This is a genomic window from Pseudomonas sp. 18173 (assembly GCF_050432945.1).
Lineage (GTDB): Bacteria > Pseudomonadota > Gammaproteobacteria > Pseudomonadales > Pseudomonadaceae > Aquipseudomonas.
On the sequence record NZ_JBKFTN010000002.1, the window covers coordinates 164,978 to 181,857 of the forward strand.

Consider the following 16,880-nt stretch of genomic DNA (forward strand, 5'->3'; position numbering starts at 1 on the left):
GGCGCTGTTTCAAACCGATCTTTGAACTTTTTCCGGGCATGGCGCCTGCCTAGACTGGCGGCTCCACTCACGATCAATGGACGATCAAACCATGCCCATACCCTTCGCGGCACCCGCGCAGGCGCCATCCGCTCCTGTGGATAAAAGTGTCCACTACGAGTTGGTCGAAAAGGCCATTCCTTCCTGGCTGCTGAGCACCTCGCTGCCTCGCATCAAAGCGCTGAAAACCGTCAGGCTGACCCTGCCCGACTGGCACAGGAATGCGCCGGCCACGGCCCATCAAAACCTTAAAAACGACATGCAGCTGGCCTGGACTGCCCAGAACGATATCGACCGGATGCTGAGCAATCTGCAAGACGTCTACGCCTTTGCCAAACCTCTGTTGCAACAGGCGTTGAAGGACCGCTACGGTGTTGAAGACGATGTCGAAGAGACCTGGTTGAGGCTCTATGCACCGAGGGAAACGTCATGGTGGGTGCATGACTTCTCTTCAAGCACCCGGGCACGCAACGTTTCCCTGCTGGATGCGGCGCTGCACAATTTTTCCAGTGGCGAAACCTTTACCGCAGATTCGGGGTTCATCACCCGACCCGACGAGCGCGGTCACTTCTTCACCAAACACCTGCTGCACAAAATCAGCATCGATCAGTTCAAATCCCTGTGCCGCGAACTGGATATCGGCGCCCGGTACGAACGGCGCCTGCGCGAATACCTGCTGTCCACCAACCCGGTGGCCAGCAATGTCCTGCGCTACAAAGTCGTGCTCAACCAGAAACATGCACTCAAAGTCGCGGCACACATGGCGTTGATGAAAAACGACATCGGCCAGCACGCCCATCACGTCATCCAGGGCTTGATTGATGGCCACAGGAATCCGCACTGGAACGGTCATCCCGTCAGCTATTACACCCTGGAGATGATGGACGCCGCGCTGACCGGCATCGTGCTGATCAGCTACTCGTCGCTCAGCGGCAACACCCCTGCGCCGCTGATTGCGTACGTCCCGCACGATCCGGAGCATCCGCTCAAGGAGTATCCGTCGTCGCTGCAATTCATGGCCGAGCTGACCCGCCAGCTGCGCAGCACAGAGACCGATGCAAACTACCCACAGTTTTTCAGCCGGTTTGTCGCCCACAACCAGCGTGGGCATTTTTTTGCCAATCTGAACGCGCGCCTGAGCAAGGTGACATGGCAACCCGCCCCACCGGGTTCCAACCTTCCGAGCTGGCGCGACACACCGGTGAATAATCCGAACCTGCAATTTCGCGTGACCAGGTTTGAGGAGGACCGCCAGCTGCGCTATGCCGGTGACCCGTGGGATTACCTCTACAAGCGCAGCATGAACAAGATTCTCAACGACGCCAGGGAGATCGCGATTACCACCGAGTACGCCGACCGCATAGCGCGTTGGGCCTGGTGGGACAATCTGGAGAAAATGCTTTCTGACATTTTCAATGCCGCTCTCATGGTGGTGACACCCTTCGTGCCGGGGTTGGGCGAGCTGATGCTGGCGTATACCGCCTATCAACTGACCGACGAAGTGGTCGAAGGCATTGTCGACCTGGCCGAAGGTCACCTGGTCGAGGCGGCTGAACAGGCCATCGGCGTGCTGGAAAGTGTCGCTCAGTTCGCTGCGTTCGCGGGGGGAGCCGCACTGGGCAACTACGCCCGGACGCAGCTCTCGCCGTTTTTCGAGGGGCTCAAACCGGTCCGGCTGGACAACGGCCAGGCGCGTTTGTGGCACCCCGACCTGGCACCTTATCAGCGGACCGATGTCGTCTTGCCCACCACCGCAAGGCCAGACCGGTTGGGTATCTACCAGCATCAAGAGCAAAGCCTTGTACGCCTGGACAACCAGCATTACCAGGTGCGCCAGGACCCGGTCACCGGGCAGCACCGCATCCAGCATCCGCAACGCGCCGACGCCTATGCGCCCACCCTGCAACACAATGGCCACGGGGCCTGGGTCAGCGAAACGGAAAACCCCCGACAGTGGGAAGGCTCGACGCTGATGCGCCGCCTCGGTCACAGCACCGACGGTTACAGCGACCAACAACTTGAGCAGATCCGTCAGGTCAGCGGCAGTGAAGAGACCGAACTGCGCAGGATGCACGTTGAGCACGCGCCACCGCCGCCGCTGCTGAGCGATACCCTGCAACGCATCGGTTCCACCGCCAGCCCCGCTCCGGTGGCATCCCCCGAGATTGGCCAGCTGTTCAGCGACTTCCCGGACCTGCCAGCAAACATCGCGCAAAGAATTCTCGACAGCGCCACCCCGGCGGAGCGCCAGCGAATCACGCAAAACAAGCGCCTGCCACTGCGCCTGAAAACCCAGGCGCGGGAACTGCAATTCGAAACACGCTCGGTTCGCGCGGCACAGGGCCTGTACCTGGATTCATTAAGCAGCATCGATACCGAACGCCTGGCGCTGGGGGCCTTGCGAATCCATACCGATACCTTTGCCGACTTGCGCATTGAAATCCGTCAGGGGACGTTCGATGGCGAGCTTCGTTGCGACACCGGTTCCGAAAATGCAACGCGGGTACGGGTGTTGATTCGGGACGCGGCCGGGAAATACACCGTACGCGATGGCTCGGACCAACAGATCCACGCAGCGCAAGGTCTTTTCGAAGCCCTGCTCCATGCCACTCAAAACAACGGGCGCTACATACTGGGCTACAGGCCGGGCGATGGTGAGTTTTTCAGACAATGGGTCATCGCCAAGGCCACGCCCACCGAGCGTCGCACGGTCCTCGCCACCCCGCCCTTGCGCCCGGTTGCCGAACGCGAAACGCTGCTGCTGGTGCGTGGCGGTGGTATGAGTCGGGACGGCGCAACCGTGCACGAGCGCGTCCGCGACCTCTACCCGCATTTCAGCGAACGCGAGGTCGATGCATACGCCGATGCCCTGACCGAACAAGGCGAACCGCTCCAGGCCATGGAGCGCGAAGAAGCTGACCTCGACGAACTGCGGGCAATCGTCAATCGTTGGGAATATCAGCAACCCCAAACCTGGGGCCCCAGCGGTAACAGCTTTCGTGATGACGGCGGACGCCACATCGTCGAGCGCCTGATCGAATGTTTCCGGCGCAAAAACACCGACCTCGGCACCCGCACCGATCCGGCCAGCTACTCCCTGGACCTGTCTCGGGAATTCTTGCCGCTGGATTTGGAAACCTGGTGGTCAAGACGCCCGGTGCTGAAAAAATTCCTCGATAAAGTCACCGTGCTGAAACTCGACAACACACGGTTTTCCATCGAGCTGAACGGCATACTCAAGGATTTCCCCAACCTTCGCGAACTCAGCGCCAAAGGTTGCGAGCTGACGATACTGCCCAAAAGACTGGACTCGATGCCGCGACTGGAGCGTTTGCGTCTGACGGACAACAAGATCGTGCTGGATGCCCCTTCAGTCCGCCGACTGAAGGACCTGACCCGCCTGGAAATCCTCAGACTCGATGGCAATCCCCTGGGCATGAGCCCGGACATCCGGCGCATGCCCCGTCTGATCGTCGTGGGTTTGAAGGACACGGGCCTCTCGACCTGGCCGGTCGGAACCTTCAGCAAACGCAGGCCTCGCGGCTTCCTGCTGGACCTGCGCGACAACCCGATTAACCGGATTCCCGAAGTGATACCCGCCTCCGCAGACGCCTGGGTCGTGGCACGCACCCGTCTGAACGTCGCCAATTTGTCGGATATCAATCGTGTTCTCTATCAGGAAGTACGCCGCACTGTGGCGCTGCCCCCGGAACCAGTCATACCTTCAAACAGCCAGATCGACCCGAGGATCAGCATCGACCACTGGAATGATGTACCCGGCCTGGGCGTTGACCGCGCCTCTCTGTGGTCGGACCTGATCAACGAACCCAGAGCCCAGCGCTTCATGGAGGTGTTGATCGACACCCAGAAATCGGCCGACTATCGAGCCGGCGGCCGGGCGCGCGATCAACTGACTCAACGCATCTGGCGCATGCTCGATGCGGTGCAGGTCGACACACGCTTGCGCGAGGAGCTGTTCACCATGGCCATCGCACCCGTGGACTGTGCCGATGCCGGCGCGCAACTGTTCAACAGCATGGGTATCCGGGTGCTGGCCTCCGAGGCGTACTCGTACTCCACCGACAACGTCGAGCTTGAAAACAAACTGGTGACGCTGGCCAAGGGTGCCGCTCGCCTGGAGCAGGTCAATGAAATCGCCCGTGCCGACGTCGCCGGCCGAGGCGGCAACCCGGACGATGTGGAAGTCTACCTGGCTTACCAGACCGGGCTGGCGCAGCGCCTGGGCTTGCCGTGGCAATCCGAAGGCATGCTGTTCAGGCGCGTGTCCGGAGTGACCGATGCCATGGTCGACCAGGCCTATGACACCGTGCTGACGCTGGAAGAAGGCGACGGCCTGGTCAATAAAATGCTCGAGCAGGATTTCTGGGAAAAGTATCTGCACGAAAGGTATCCAAACGCAATGGAAGCCAACAAGCGCGACTACCTGACCAAATACGAGCGACTGGAGACATTGCGCACCGTGCAGCGCGAGTGGGCGCAAGCCGCGGACAAAGACCGGGGGGAACTGCGCAACCGCTTGTGGGAACTGATGAATGATCTTCCGGTGCCAGCAACGGTGGTCTTCGACGATGAGCCGATCAGCGATGCGATCTTTGACCGATTGCTGGTCGACCTGGGCGACGACGAGAAGGAACTGTCCAGACGCCTGACTCGCGAGGCGTTAAGGCGAGCCGGGCAATAGCAACGCAGTACCTGGACGGGCTGGCGACTGCCGTCAGCCCGACCGGGAACATCGTAATGCTCTGCGTCAGACTTCCGAATCCCAGATCACCGTGACATTGCCCCTGAAACGCCCTCCCTCGCCGGGCCCCAGCATCGGCTTGAAGTAAAAACCCGGAATTTCAAAATGCAGAACGCCAGGGGCGCGATCAACGTAAAAACCGGGGTAAACGGTTGGCGGCACTCCAAAGTCGCTGCGTAACAGGTGCCGTTGAATCGGCTGCCCGCCACTCCACGTCAAGCCATTGGGCAGGCTGATACGGGTGAATACCTGAACTGTGCGATTCGAAACGGAGTCACGGAGCATGCAGTGGGCTACGTAGATGAACTCGCACTCCAAACGCATCTTGAAGCGCGTTGACGCAGAAATGTTGAAGGTCTGGTCGCGAAATACTCGTACCGGCTTGCGCCCCGCCTGCAGCCAGTTCTGCCAGCCGCCTTCCGGCACCAGCTGGATTTTTTCACCCCCCGGCGGTATATCGACCTTGAGGGCGTGCTGCACGTCGAGCACAAAATCCAGGGTCAGGACCGGGTCGTCCGGCAGCATCACGTCGCCCATGTCGTAATCACCGCCGGGGCCGAAGCTGTAATTCAGCGAACCGGTGTACAGGCCCGAGGACATTCCCAGCGGGTTGGGTGTGCGTAGCTGGTAGATAAAATCCAGATACTCGTATGACACTCCCGGAATCGGGAATTGCGCATACCTGACGCACGTACCTTCAACAGGGGTCCTCCAGACAAAGTAGTAATAGTCGGCACCAAGCCCCGCCCCAGTGCTGTATGTGCAGGGTGATGGCGCATTATCCCAACGGCCGTCCCACAGGCGTGCGTGCGCTAGCTGGAGATTCGATTCCCCTGTGAGATTCTGGGCAGTGTCGCTGAGACGGTACTGCGAGGCGATCCCAGCAACACGAACCTCCACCGTCTCGGATTTGCCGGTGTCCGCGTTCGTCACCGTCAGGGACCGCCACTGCGCCGGAATTTTGAACATGGCGCGGTTACGCACAACAGGGTCGTTAGGCTGCATGGCCCTGGCGGACTGGAATTTGATCGGGAGGCGGATACTGGACATGTTCTCGGCCCGACAATCGCCTGGATTATTAACGCACCGGCCACTGACCGGCGTCACGTTAACGAAAGCATTGCGCTGCGGGTTCGCGGGATCAGGGGTGAACACCGCCCTGATTTCCTGGGTCATCGCCCCGGCCGATGGCACCGCCAGGGCCGCCAGCAGCCCCAGCCATTTCGGTAGGCAGGTTTTCAGATTCATCAACTTTCATTCCCATAGGTCATTGCCGATCCGGTTCAACCGGCCTTGTGCCGCGTGATAGAGACATCCGCCAACGCCTGCGGCGTACAGCGCAGATCGCCGATCATCAGCACATCGTTTTCACTACGATGCCGGCTCGCATCGAGGTGGAACTGGCTGCACGTGATGGCCCTTGAGCTGATGGCGCTTCATGGCGCGGCGGCACTGAAGACCAGCAAGACATTTGCGTAGTAGTTACCGGGCTTGTAGCCACCGGCTGGCGGTAGCGGTCTGATCTCCAGCGGAAAGCGGCCGCCGCTCATGGCCTGGTCCGCCGGCACCAGTTGCCTTGGTTGTGGCTCATGGCTCAGTTCCTGACCATTGAAAGTGACCCGCAGATAGATGTTCTGCTCCTCACGGCCATTGGACAGATACGGCTCGCTCTCCAGCCGGGCCTCGATGGCGCTGGTGTCATGACGCACGTCGAAATTCTTGCGTAATCCGTCCAACGTCGAGGTATTCAGGTTCCACGGCAGGGTTTGTTCCTGATGAATCCAGTCCGATTCGGCAGGGATCACGTAAAAGCCCAGGGTCGGGATGTCTACCGACACTTCGAAAGTGTGCTCTTCACGCGCCGCGAAAGTCGATGCACTTACTAGCAGTGTCAGTGCGCCCATGCACAAGGCGATGGCCGATTGCTTGATCATGTCAGTTACCTGTTGCATAAAAAAACGGAACCGCGAGCGCGCCCGGGCTTCTTCTCGAACTCGAAGCTCTTGCCCGCCAGCACATGGTGTATTGAATACAGCGCAACGGCTCCCCGGATGGGCACGCCCGTCAGACTTCCGAATCCCAGATAACAGTGACAGGGCCCCTGTAAGGGTGACCTAAAGGCGGCCTGAGCATCTCTTCCACACGATACGGCGGCATTTCAAAGTGCAGCACGCCCGGCGCTCTATCGACATAAAACCCCGGTTGGAACTGCAACGCATTGGCCTCTCCCGGGCGNTTGGTGGTCGGTTCGCACTCGTTCTCGTTCTTGCGCGAACAGTTGCGGAACTCGTCGATCAGCACCACAGTGTTGCCGTTGTTGCGCAGGCGATAACGCTCGGGGCTGTCGTCGATCACGCTGTCGAAACGCGCATTGCCGGGGCGGACAAAAAACACCGTGCCGAAGCCGGTCATGACGTTGACCCCCGCCGACAGGTTCTTCTTGTAGTCTTCACGTTCGTCGGCCGACACGGCGAACTCGTCTTCCTTTTCCGGCACCACCGGCACGAAACGCACGCGGAAATAACGTTCGGTGTCGCGGCTGCCCATGTGCAACAAGCGCGTACCCTGCATGCCGTTGGCCGGCACGATCAACCGCGCCGGGCTGGCCATCAGGCCATCGCGGCCGCTGGCATCGGCCTGGGTCTTGACCGGCACTTCACTGGACGTACCGTCGGCGTTGTAGATGATCTCCAGGATGTTGACCTTGACGAACGCGGTGCTGTCACCGCTGTTGAACACGCGCTTGAGGTACGTGCTCTTGTCGGCATCCAGATAGTCGTAGACCGTGCCCACATTGATTTGCGGGCCGGCCTGGAGCCCCAGGGAAAAGCCGCACAAACCCAACATCAGCCAAAAACGTTTCATACACTTGAACCTCGTAACATTGAATACAGCGCAACGGCGCCCCGGATGGGCACGCCCGTCAGACTTCCGAATCCCAGATGACAGTGACAGGGCCCCAGTAACGGTGACCTGCGCCCGGCCTAAGCATTTCTTCCACACGTTGCGACGGCATTTCAAAGTGCAGCACGCCCGGCGCTCTATCGACATAAAACCCCGGCTGGAACTGCAACGCATTGGCCTCTCCCGGGCGCAGGCGCATTTGCCTTACGGGTTGTCCAGCCATGTCGGTCAGACCATTGGGCAGACTGACGCTGACGTAGATCCCGACCATACGATTCGCCGCTCCGCTAAAAAGCCCGCATTGGTCATCGGTAGTGGTGTACCCGCACTGCAAGTGCATCTTGAACCGCGATGACGCGGAAATATTGAAGGTCTGGTCGCGGAACAGCCGTACCGGTTTGCGCCCTGCCTGCAACCAGCTTTGCCAGCCACCCTCGGGGACCAACTGGATTTTTTCGCCGCCCGGTGGGATGTCGACTTTGAGGGTGTGCTGGACATCCAGGTTGAAATTCAAGGTCAATGTCGAGTCATCGGGCTGCATCACATCGCCCATGTCGAAATCCTGTCCCGGCCCGACACTGAAGGTGATGGATCCGGTGTAATGACCACTTTGCATTTTCAACGGCTCAGGGGTTCGTAGCTCGTAGCCGAATACGAAGTACTGATACCGGAAGGCCAGCGGAATATCGAACAGCGCTCGTTTGGCGCAGACGCCGGCCCCCAGAGGGACTTTCCAGAAGCTGTTGTAGCCATGTTCTCCTACGGTTAACCGGCCTACACCCTGGCAAGGGGGCGGAGCGTATACCCAACCTCCTCCCTCCCAGAGTTTGTCCCAGCCGGCAACTCCAGACGATCCGGTGATTTCGCCAATTGAAACCGGCAGCGCCGCTTCGTGTCCGATCCCGGCAATGCGAACCTTGAGGGTTTGTTTATCACCCGACGCGTGAGTCACCTCCACGTCGCGCCAACTTGACGGTACGCTGGCCATCCCGCCCTGGCGCGGATCCGTATGACCGGCACGGATGGGCGCATTCGCCGTAAACGCTATCGGCGCGATCAAGCTGAAGAGCCCTTCCGGAAGGCAGACATGAGGAAGTTGTTGGCAAAAACCCTGGGAGGGTGTTTTGTTGACGAATTCGTTTTTATGCGGCGCCGTCAAATCCGGGACAAACGTTGCATCGATGTTCAGTACGGCGGCATGCACCGGTAACACAAACATCCCGAACAACAGCGCCAGCGACTTTCCGGCACCGAATCTCTTTCCACGGCTAATGTTCATCAGCTCGACCTCCCGCTTGTGAAGGAGGCATCCGCCAACGTGTCCGGCGTACAGCGCAGATCACCGATCATCAGCACATCGTTTTCACTGCGATGCTGGCTCGCGTCGAGGCGGAACTGGCACAGCAACTGGTCGGCATGACGCACTTCCAGGGTTGGCGAGCCGGCGTTCATTTCCATCGAGAAGAACCCATCGACCTCACTCACGCCACGGCTGGCGTGGTTGATCACGTGATGGCCCTTGAGCGGCTGCCCTTGGGCATCGAGCAAACGCCCGAGCACCGTGAGGGTTTTCATCACCCGCACCTTGCGGTATTCCACGCCCCCCTTGTTCAGGTGATAGCGGGTGCGCGAGGGCTCGATGGTCGCGGCTGGCGCGTGATTGCCCTGGAAGTCGAAACTCACCGAACCGTTTCTATAGGCGGTGATCGGGATGAAGTTGCGCCCCGGGCGCAAGGCCGCGCTGCCACCGCTGAGGTCGTCGGCGCGCAGGGCGATGTCGTCGATATCGGACTCCACGTCGACGATCATCCCGGCGCCACGCCCCTGGTGCTGGCTGGTCATGACCATTTGCTGCCCACCGATCACCAGCGTGCTGTCCACGTTCAAACCGCCGGTGAAATTGCCATTGAAAGACGAGCGCTGGACAAAGCCGTCGCCGTTGATGGCATCGGTACGAAAGTTCGCCAGGCTCGACACGCCGACGCCATAGGTATCGGTGAGCGCAGTCACCGAGACGCTTTGCAAGATGTGGTCCTGCAGGTCTTTGCGATAGCCCAGCGACGCGTTGTTGTCGCGGCTGCCGTCCCGCGCCGTGCGGGTGCCGATGCTGCCGGAGATCTGCTGGCCCGGCCCGCCCAATGCCACGCTCATGCTCAGATCGACGCCGCGGTTGCGCGCATCGCCACTGCTGAAGCTGCCAGGGCGGTCGAACAGCGACAGGCGCCAGCTGGCATCGCTGCCCATCATTGTCGTGCGCTGGGTCCAGCCCAGATCCACGCCTACGCCTTCAACATTGCCGTCACTGTGGGAAACCCGTGCATTCAACGAACTGCTGCGGCTGATCCGATGGTTGAGCGCCAATGACGAGTTGCTGGTCTCGCCGGTGAACACGTTGCGCTGGCGCACGCGGGTACCGTCGGGCAGCGTGTCGAACGTGTTGGTGGTGTCGAGCCAGCTGCGGTTGTGGCTGACCACCAGGCTGCCCGAGCCATAGTTGTACAGGCCCTGCAGATCCATACCGGTGCCGTGGTCTTCGGTCTGGTAAAAGTTGGCGTAGACACTGGTGCTGTTGGCCAGGCTCCAATCGACCGAGGTGCCGTACTGCAGTTTTTCCCGCACCTGGCGCGCCGATAATCCGAGGATCACCCGTGGATGCAGCAGGTAATTGATCGCTGCTCCCGCCGTGGCATCGCCACTTTCCTGCTGATTCCAGTTGCTCAGCAGTTTGCTTTCCTGGCCGGCGAACAGGTTGTAGCGCCAGCGTTCGTCATGGTTGCGCCAGTTGGTTGGTTTGTAGATCAACTCCTGAGTGGTCGAGGTGATCTGCCCGTCTTCGATCAGACGCACTTCCACTTCGTAGATGCCGCCCGGCAACGGCCGGGTATCGAGGGTCTGCAATCCCGCCGGCACCGACTGGGTGTTGAGCAGCAGGCCATCGCGGTAGATCTCCACCGAGGCCTGGCGGTTGGCCGTGACATAAACCGGGTAGACGCTGGGTTTCGCGCTGTCGATGGCCAGGCTGTCCGAGCTGCCGTACATAACGCCCACCGCCGTGTCGGGGCTGGTGCCGAAAGAACGAGGCTGACGGGTCAAGCCTTCGGAACTGGGAGTGAAGTAGCCCAGGCGAAAGAAACTGCCCTGCAACTCGCGCTGGGTATAAAGCTCGTGCACCGCGTGATAGAGCTTGTCGTCCGGGCCGCCCAGACGAGACAGTTGCATGTTGAGGGCCTGGGTCCAATTGCCCAGGCTACCGCTGGCCTCAAGACCGAAACGCCCGCCCAGGTCCTGATCCTGGCCGCCATTGAGATTGAGCTGGTTGCGTACCATCAGGCCGCTGCTGCCGCCTTCGGGTTGGTCGTAGAAGCGTTTGGCTTCGCTGTCGCGCTCGGCATTTTCGGTGACGACCGACAGCAAGGAATTTTCCAGGTTGTAGTGCACTGCCAGCATCTGCTCCGGGCACTGTCCTTTGCAGTTGCCCAGCACCACGCCGGGCTTGAGGATATCGGCCCAGGTGTCGCGCTCGCTGGCGCTGAAACGGCTGTCGCTGGTGTCGGTGAAGTCGAGCAAGGTGACCCGGTCATCGCGGGATAACACAATCATCGCCTCGCCGAGAGGTTGTTGATCGAGTTCTACCCGAACCGCCAACGGAACATCGAAGAAATGCTCTTCGAAGTCTGCCGGCAAACCCTTGGCCTGGGCCAGCAAACTTCGCGGCGTATTATCAATAGACGTAGGCGCCGCAAATGCACTGCTACATAACAGCAACGCAAGCGCTGCCGCGATGGGCGTCATCGGGAACATGAAAAAGTACTCTGATTACGGGAAGGTCAAAGCACGGCCGGCAAACCGGAAAGTTTGCCGACCGAGTACGTTACTTGGGGTAAGTAAGCGTTCTGCCGTGTAGGTAGTTACTTACACGGAAGGTTCCACGACCAGCATGACTACACCGGTGTAGTCGCCCGCATCGAATTTGGTACCCTGGGCGCTGATCTTGAACGGCGCGCGGTAGCTGATATTCGACTCATCGGCTCCGACCACTTCCTGGGAAATGGTGTTGAGTTCCTTGCCGTTGAGTTCGACTTTCAGATCGATGTACTTGTTACCGGAAATCAGCTTTGGCGTACCTTCCAGACGGGCGTTGACCTTGCCGGCGGTATGCAGGACATCAAAGTGGCCATCGACAGTGCGCATGCCACCGATAGCCGGGTTGTAGCTCATGTCCTGGTCCTTGTTGACCAGGTCGGCATCGACCGGAATCGCGTAGAAGTCATCGCTCGGAACATGGGCGACCAGATTGATGGAGTGCCGGGCTTCGGTCGCGGCGAATGCCATCGAGGAACTCAGTGCCAGAACAGCCAGAGGAGCAGCGAACGCGATTTTCTTGAACATCTTTCAGTACCTGTCTTTTTAAAAGGATTTAAGCGCTGAAAGTTCTTGTTGAGCAAAACCGTCACGAGCAGCTATTTGCTCAGCTGAACTTTCAACGCCGAAAGATGATGGTTCAATCATTCTGGAAAGTAAGCAGGCAAATTCCTGCAAGTGCGTAGCCAAAGTGCTACCACCCTGGAAAGAAAAAATCTGAAATAACATAAAAGCCAATGTCTGACTGTAAGAGACAGACTACAAACAGCACTTTATAAGCAATGATTACCAACTACCAAGCAAGTTACCTCTGTAAGACCGATACTACAAGTCCCGCAAACAATAGGCGAAAACATGACATTAGAGAGTTAACACTAATTTCAAGTTGTTCGCCTGCATTAATACCCACTATTTTTTCGATCCTGGCGGGTTTCTCAGGGGTGACGCTGGGGGCGTCCGCTGGTCGGGAGGTCTTGCGTCGCCATTAAGATATATCTTAAGTTGTATCTAAATACGACGAGAGAAAGCAAAAATGAGAGACCATCATTCCCCCCACCGTGAACATGGCGATGGCCGTGACGGCTTCGAAAAACGCCCTGGCCGCGAACGCGGCGGTCGCGGACCACGGGTGTTCGCCCCCGGCGATCTGAAATTGCTGTTGCTGGCCTTGATCGCCGAGCAGCCCTGCCACGGCTACGACCTGATCCGCCAGATCGAAGGGATGTTCGACGGTGCCTACAGCCCCAGCCCCGGCGTGATCTATCCGACCCTGACCTTTCTGGAAGAAAGCGAAATGATCCAGGGCGACGCCGAAGGCGGTAAAAAACGCTACAGCGTGACGGAGGCCGGGCGCCTGTCCCTGATCGAGCAGGCTGTCGCCCTTGAAGGCGTGCGGGTGCGCATCGATGTCAGCAAACGCTCATTGCGTGGTCATGACCGTCCACCGGAAATCCACGAGGCGGTACACAACCTGCGCCATGCCCTGCAATTGCACCATGGCCGCTGGAGCCCCGAAGAAATCCGCCGTGTCGCGACCTTGCTCAACAACACCGCCAAAGCCATTGTCGACGGCCCTGCCGTTCAATCTGCCCAGGAGACAGCCGAATGATCGACGTTATCGAGCCTTCCCAAACCATTCACCGCGTCATGCATGAAATCAAACGTCGTCGCCTGGAAGTGCTGCGGGTCGTCGACCTGACCCCACGCATGCGTCGGATCACGCTGGGTGGTCCGGAACTGGCAGGTTTCGTCAGCCTTGGTACGGACGATCACGTCAAGTTGCTGTTCCCGCAGAACGCCGAGCAAGCCGCTGCGCTGGAAACCCTGGTGCTGGGCGCCGGCAAGGACAACGGGCCGATGCCGGCCATGCGTGACTACACGCCACGCCGCTATGACCGAGACACACTGGAGCTGGACATCGATTTCGTGCTGCACGGCGACGGCCCGGCCTCGACCTGGGCCGAGCAGGCCAAACCTGGCCAGTTCCTGCACATCGGCGGGCCCCGTGGCTCGATGATCGTGCCGGACATCTTCGACAGCTACCTGCTGATCGGCGATGAGACCGCCCTGCCCGCCATCGCCCGCCGCCTCGAAGGGCTGGCCGCCAATCGCCGGGCGTTGGTGATTGTCGAAGTGGAGAACGGCAAGGAGCAGCAAGTGCTGCAGAGCGCTGCCGAAGTCAATGTGATCTGGGTACTGCGCGAAGGCGGCAAGGACCATTTGCTGAGTACCGTGCGGCAGATTCAGGTTCCTGCAGGAAGCCTGTATGCCTGGGTCGCGACCGAGAGCAAGGTGTCGCGGCAGATTCGCCGGGTGCTGCTCGATGAGCATGGGCTCGATGATCAGTTCGTCAAAGCCGTCGGCTATTGGCGGCTGGATGACAGCGACGAGGAGTGACAACCTCCAGGGCCCCTTCGCGAGCAGGCTCGCGAAGGCGATGCTACGAACACTACAAATCCATGCCTTTGCCACCACGCCATCGATCGAGCGCGATCAACAGCAACGCAATCGCCACGAACCCCGCCAACAATCCCCCGGCATTGATAAACACCTGTGGATAACCCAGCCTCTCCACATCAATGAACGGGTACGGATAAACCGCCAGCAAATGCCCGCGCAACAGGGAATAGGCAAAGTACACCAGCGGATAAATCACCCACAACGCAATGTGCCCCAGCCGCAGCGTGCCCTTCGGCACACAGCACCACCAATAGCCCAGGTACAGCAGCGGCATGACGTCGTGCAGCAACTCGTCGGCCAGCCATTGCCAGCCTTCGGGATGCCACAAATGGCGCAGCAGCACGTTATAGGCCAGGCCGACCACGGCGATGCTCACGGCCACTCCACTGCTGACCCACGGCTGTAAAAACCAGCGGCGCGCGGCTGATTCGCGGGACGTCGTTTCACAGGTCAGCACAGTCGCCACCAGCGTATTGCCGAGCACGGTGAAATAGCTGAAGAAGCTCACCAGCCCGCCGATCAAACTGGCTGCCAGCGTCCAGCGCGAGTAAAAAATCAGGTACAGCTGAATGCTCAATCCGACCCAGCCAAGGATGGCAGCGATGGCGACGAAACGACGCCGCGCGACTGACGGGACGAACATGTCAGAGCGGACGCTTGGTGCGCATCAGTTTCACGTAGAGGCGCTCGACCTTCTCCCGAGCCCACGGGGTTTTACGCAGGAACGTCAGGCTCGACTTGATGCTCGGGTCACTCTTGAAGCAGCGGATATCGATGCGCTCGGCCAGCCCCGACCATTCGTAATGTTCAACCAGGGCGTTGAGGATTTGCTCCAGGGTAACGCCATGCAGCGGGTCGTTGGTCTGTTCGGTCATGCCGGGCCTTCAGCGATGTAGGGATGGGAAGCCGCGCACCTTAGCCGAGGGCTTCGTTGGGGGGAAGCGGTCTGTGTGCTGTCTGTTAAATGTAGGTGAACCGCGACAACTCTGTGGGAGCGAGCCTGCTCGCGAAGAAACCGATGATGCCGATGGGCATCCGGGTTAACGCGTTATTGTTCACCACCATCGCGAGCAGGCTCGCTCCCACAGGGGGGCAGCAATCAGTCGCATGCACTGTTACCAAATCCGAAAGGCTGCATGTCAGTAAAAGCCCTTTCTCTATTTGTAACAGAACATTATCCTTGCGCCCGCCTTAGCTGAAACGCTTCCGCTAGCCACTTCTTCCGCTCATCCCCCAGAAAAGATCAAGAATTTCTTCTTTATGCCTGATTTACGATTTTCGAAAGACAGCGCTGTCTTTAAGACTGTCTCTTGCCACAACACCCTCAAGCTGATCAGCGGATTCACCGCGTTCGGCCTCGCCACCTGTGTCCAGGCCGCTGCGGCATTCGATAGCGACTCACCGTGGATGCTCGGCGACTGGAACGGCACTCGCACTGAACTTGCGGAAAAAGGCTACGACTTCAAAGTCGATTACACTGGCGAGATGGGCAGCAACCTGCACGGTGGCTACGACCACGACCGCACTGCGCGCTACAGCGACCAATTCGGCCTGGGCACCCATCTGGACTTGCAGAAGATCCTCGGCTGGGACGCTGCCGAATTTCAGCTGACCATCACCGAACGCAGCGGCAACAACATCAGCAACGACCGCATCAATGATCCGCGCGTCGGCGGTTTCACCTCGGCCCAGGAGGTCTGGGGACGTGGCCAGACCTGGCGCCTGACGCAGATGTGGTATCAGCAGAAGTTCTTCGACCAGAGCCTCGACATCAAGGTCGGTCGTTTCGGTGAGGGCGAAGACTTCAACAGCTTCCCCTGCGACTTCCAGAACCTGGCGTTCTGCGGCTCCCAGGTCGGCAACTGGGCGGGCGACATCTGGTACAACTGGCCGGTCAGCCAGTGGGCGCTGCGGGTCAAATATCACCTGACGCCCGAGTTGTACGCGCAGGTGGGTGCGTACGAGCAAAACTCCTCGAACCTGGATCGCGGCAATGGCTTCAAGCTCAGCGGCAGCGGCACCCAGGGCGCGGTCCTGCCGGTGGAGCTGGTGTGGACGCCGAAACTCAACGGCCTGCCGGGCGAATACCGCGCCGGTTACTACTACAGCAGCGCCAACGCCACCGACGTCTACAAGGACAGCAACGGCCAGCCTGCCGCCCTGAGTGGCGAGGCCTACCGCAGCGCCTCGAGCAAGCACGGCGTGTGGCTGGGCCTTCAGCAGCAGGTCACCAGCCTCGCCAGCGACCACTCCCGCGGCCTGAGCCTGTTCGCCAACGGCACGATGCACGACAAAAAAACCAACGCCATCGACAACTACGTCCAGGCCGGCCTTGTCTACAAAGGCCCGTTCGATGCCCGCGCCAGGGACGACATCGGTTTCGCCATGGCCCGCGTGCACGTCAACCCGGCCTTTCGCAAGAACGCCGAGGCGACCAACCAGGCCCATGCCGTCTTCGACTTCGACGACCCGACCTTCCTGCCACCGCAGGACACCGAATACAGCGCCGAACTCTATTACGGCGTGCACGTCACCCATTGGCTGACCGTGCGCCCGAACCTGCAATACATCCGCCATCCCGGTGGCGTGGACCAGGTCGATGACGCGCTGATCGGCGGTATCAAGATCCAGTCGTCGTTCTAAAACTCACACAGAACCTGTGGGAGCGGGCTTGCTCGCGAAGAGGCCGGTACAGCCAGCATCGATGTTATCTGACACACCGCCTTCGCGAGCAAGCCCGCTCCCACAAGGGAATGCAGCGCCCCAACAGTTTTTATATGAACCATGCCCGCGCCGGATCGTCATCTACAGTGAACTGGCGCGGGACTACTTGAAACGTCACGGAGAATCACAC

The 16,880-nt window shown here is 59.7% G+C and carries 12 protein-coding genes; 4 read left to right on the forward strand and 8 right to left on the reverse strand.

The annotated features are described in order from the left end of the window. Window positions 1–91: 91 nt before the first annotated feature. On the forward strand, window positions 92–4,741 hold the full coding sequence (locus tag ACLD1X_RS02930) for an NEL-type E3 ubiquitin ligase domain-containing protein (RefSeq protein ID WP_429366041.1): 4,650 nt from the start codon (window positions 92–94) through the stop codon (window positions 4,739–4,741). A 66-nt stretch (window positions 4,742–4,807) separates the two neighbouring features. On the opposite strand, the gene ACLD1X_RS02935 is transcribed toward ACLD1X_RS02930, so the two are convergent. From ACLD1X_RS02935 to ACLD1X_RS02960, 6 genes are all read right to left on the reverse strand, one after another. Beyond that, window positions 4,808–6,049: a hypothetical protein gene (locus ACLD1X_RS02935; protein ID WP_429366042.1), complete on the reverse strand. Its 1,242-nt coding sequence runs from the start codon at window positions 6,047–6,049 to the stop codon at window positions 4,808–4,810. A gap of 188 nt (window positions 6,050–6,237) precedes the next feature. Continuing rightward, entirely contained in the window at window positions 6,238–6,735 is a 498-nt protein-coding gene (locus ACLD1X_RS02940) for a CS1 type fimbrial major subunit (protein ID WP_429366043.1), read from the reverse strand. A 130-nt stretch (window positions 6,736–6,865) separates the two neighbouring features. Continuing rightward, window positions 6,866–7,666: a molecular chaperone gene (locus tag ACLD1X_RS02945; protein ID WP_429366044.1), complete on the reverse strand. Its 801-nt coding sequence runs from the start codon at window positions 7,664–7,666 to the stop codon at window positions 6,866–6,868. Between the two features lie 58 nt (window positions 7,667–7,724). Continuing rightward, window positions 7,725–8,984 (reverse strand): hypothetical protein, encoded by a 1,260-nt coding sequence (locus ACLD1X_RS02950; protein ID WP_429366045.1) that lies wholly within the window; start codon window positions 8,982–8,984, stop codon window positions 7,725–7,727. Then, window positions 8,984–11,506, reverse strand: coding sequence for a CS1-pili formation C-terminal domain-containing protein (locus ACLD1X_RS02955; RefSeq protein WP_429366046.1), 2,523 nt, complete (start codon window positions 11,504–11,506; stop codon window positions 8,984–8,986). Before ACLD1X_RS02955 ends, ACLD1X_RS02950 begins: the two co-directional genes overlap by 1 nt. Window positions 11,507–11,617: 111 nt before the next feature. Then, window positions 11,618–12,094 (reverse strand): CS1 type fimbrial major subunit, encoded by a 477-nt coding sequence (locus ACLD1X_RS02960; RefSeq protein WP_429366047.1) that lies wholly within the window; start codon window positions 12,092–12,094, stop codon window positions 11,618–11,620. A gap of 505 nt (window positions 12,095–12,599) precedes the next feature. Between ACLD1X_RS02960 and ACLD1X_RS02965 the strand changes: the two genes are divergently transcribed. Next, a complete protein-coding gene (locus ACLD1X_RS02965; protein WP_429366048.1) occupies window positions 12,600–13,175 on the forward strand; it encodes a PadR family transcriptional regulator in 576 nt (191 codons plus the stop codon). Further along, entirely contained in the window at window positions 13,172–13,963 is a 792-nt protein-coding gene (locus ACLD1X_RS02970; protein ID WP_429366049.1) for a siderophore-interacting protein, read from the forward strand. The genes ACLD1X_RS02965 and ACLD1X_RS02970 overlap by 4 nt, the downstream gene beginning before the upstream one ends. Before the next feature lie 52 nt (window positions 13,964–14,015). On the opposite strand, the gene ACLD1X_RS02975 is transcribed toward ACLD1X_RS02970, so the two are convergent. Then, on the reverse strand, window positions 14,016–14,669 hold the full coding sequence (locus ACLD1X_RS02975; protein WP_429366050.1) for a Pr6Pr family membrane protein: 654 nt from the start codon (window positions 14,667–14,669) through the stop codon (window positions 14,016–14,018). Between the two features lies 1 nt (window position 14,670). Next, window positions 14,671–14,901 (reverse strand): VF530 family DNA-binding protein, encoded by a 231-nt coding sequence (locus tag ACLD1X_RS02980; RefSeq protein WP_057398608.1) that lies wholly within the window; start codon window positions 14,899–14,901, stop codon window positions 14,671–14,673. Window positions 14,902–15,286: 385 nt separating this feature from the next. On the opposite strand from ACLD1X_RS02980, the gene ACLD1X_RS02985 reads away from it, so the two are divergent. Next, the gene (locus ACLD1X_RS02985) at window positions 15,287–16,669 is read left to right on the forward strand and encodes a carbohydrate porin (RefSeq protein WP_429366051.1); all 1,383 of its coding nucleotides are present in this window, start codon (window positions 15,287–15,289) and stop codon (window positions 16,667–16,669) included. Window positions 16,670–16,880 lie beyond the last annotated feature (211 nt).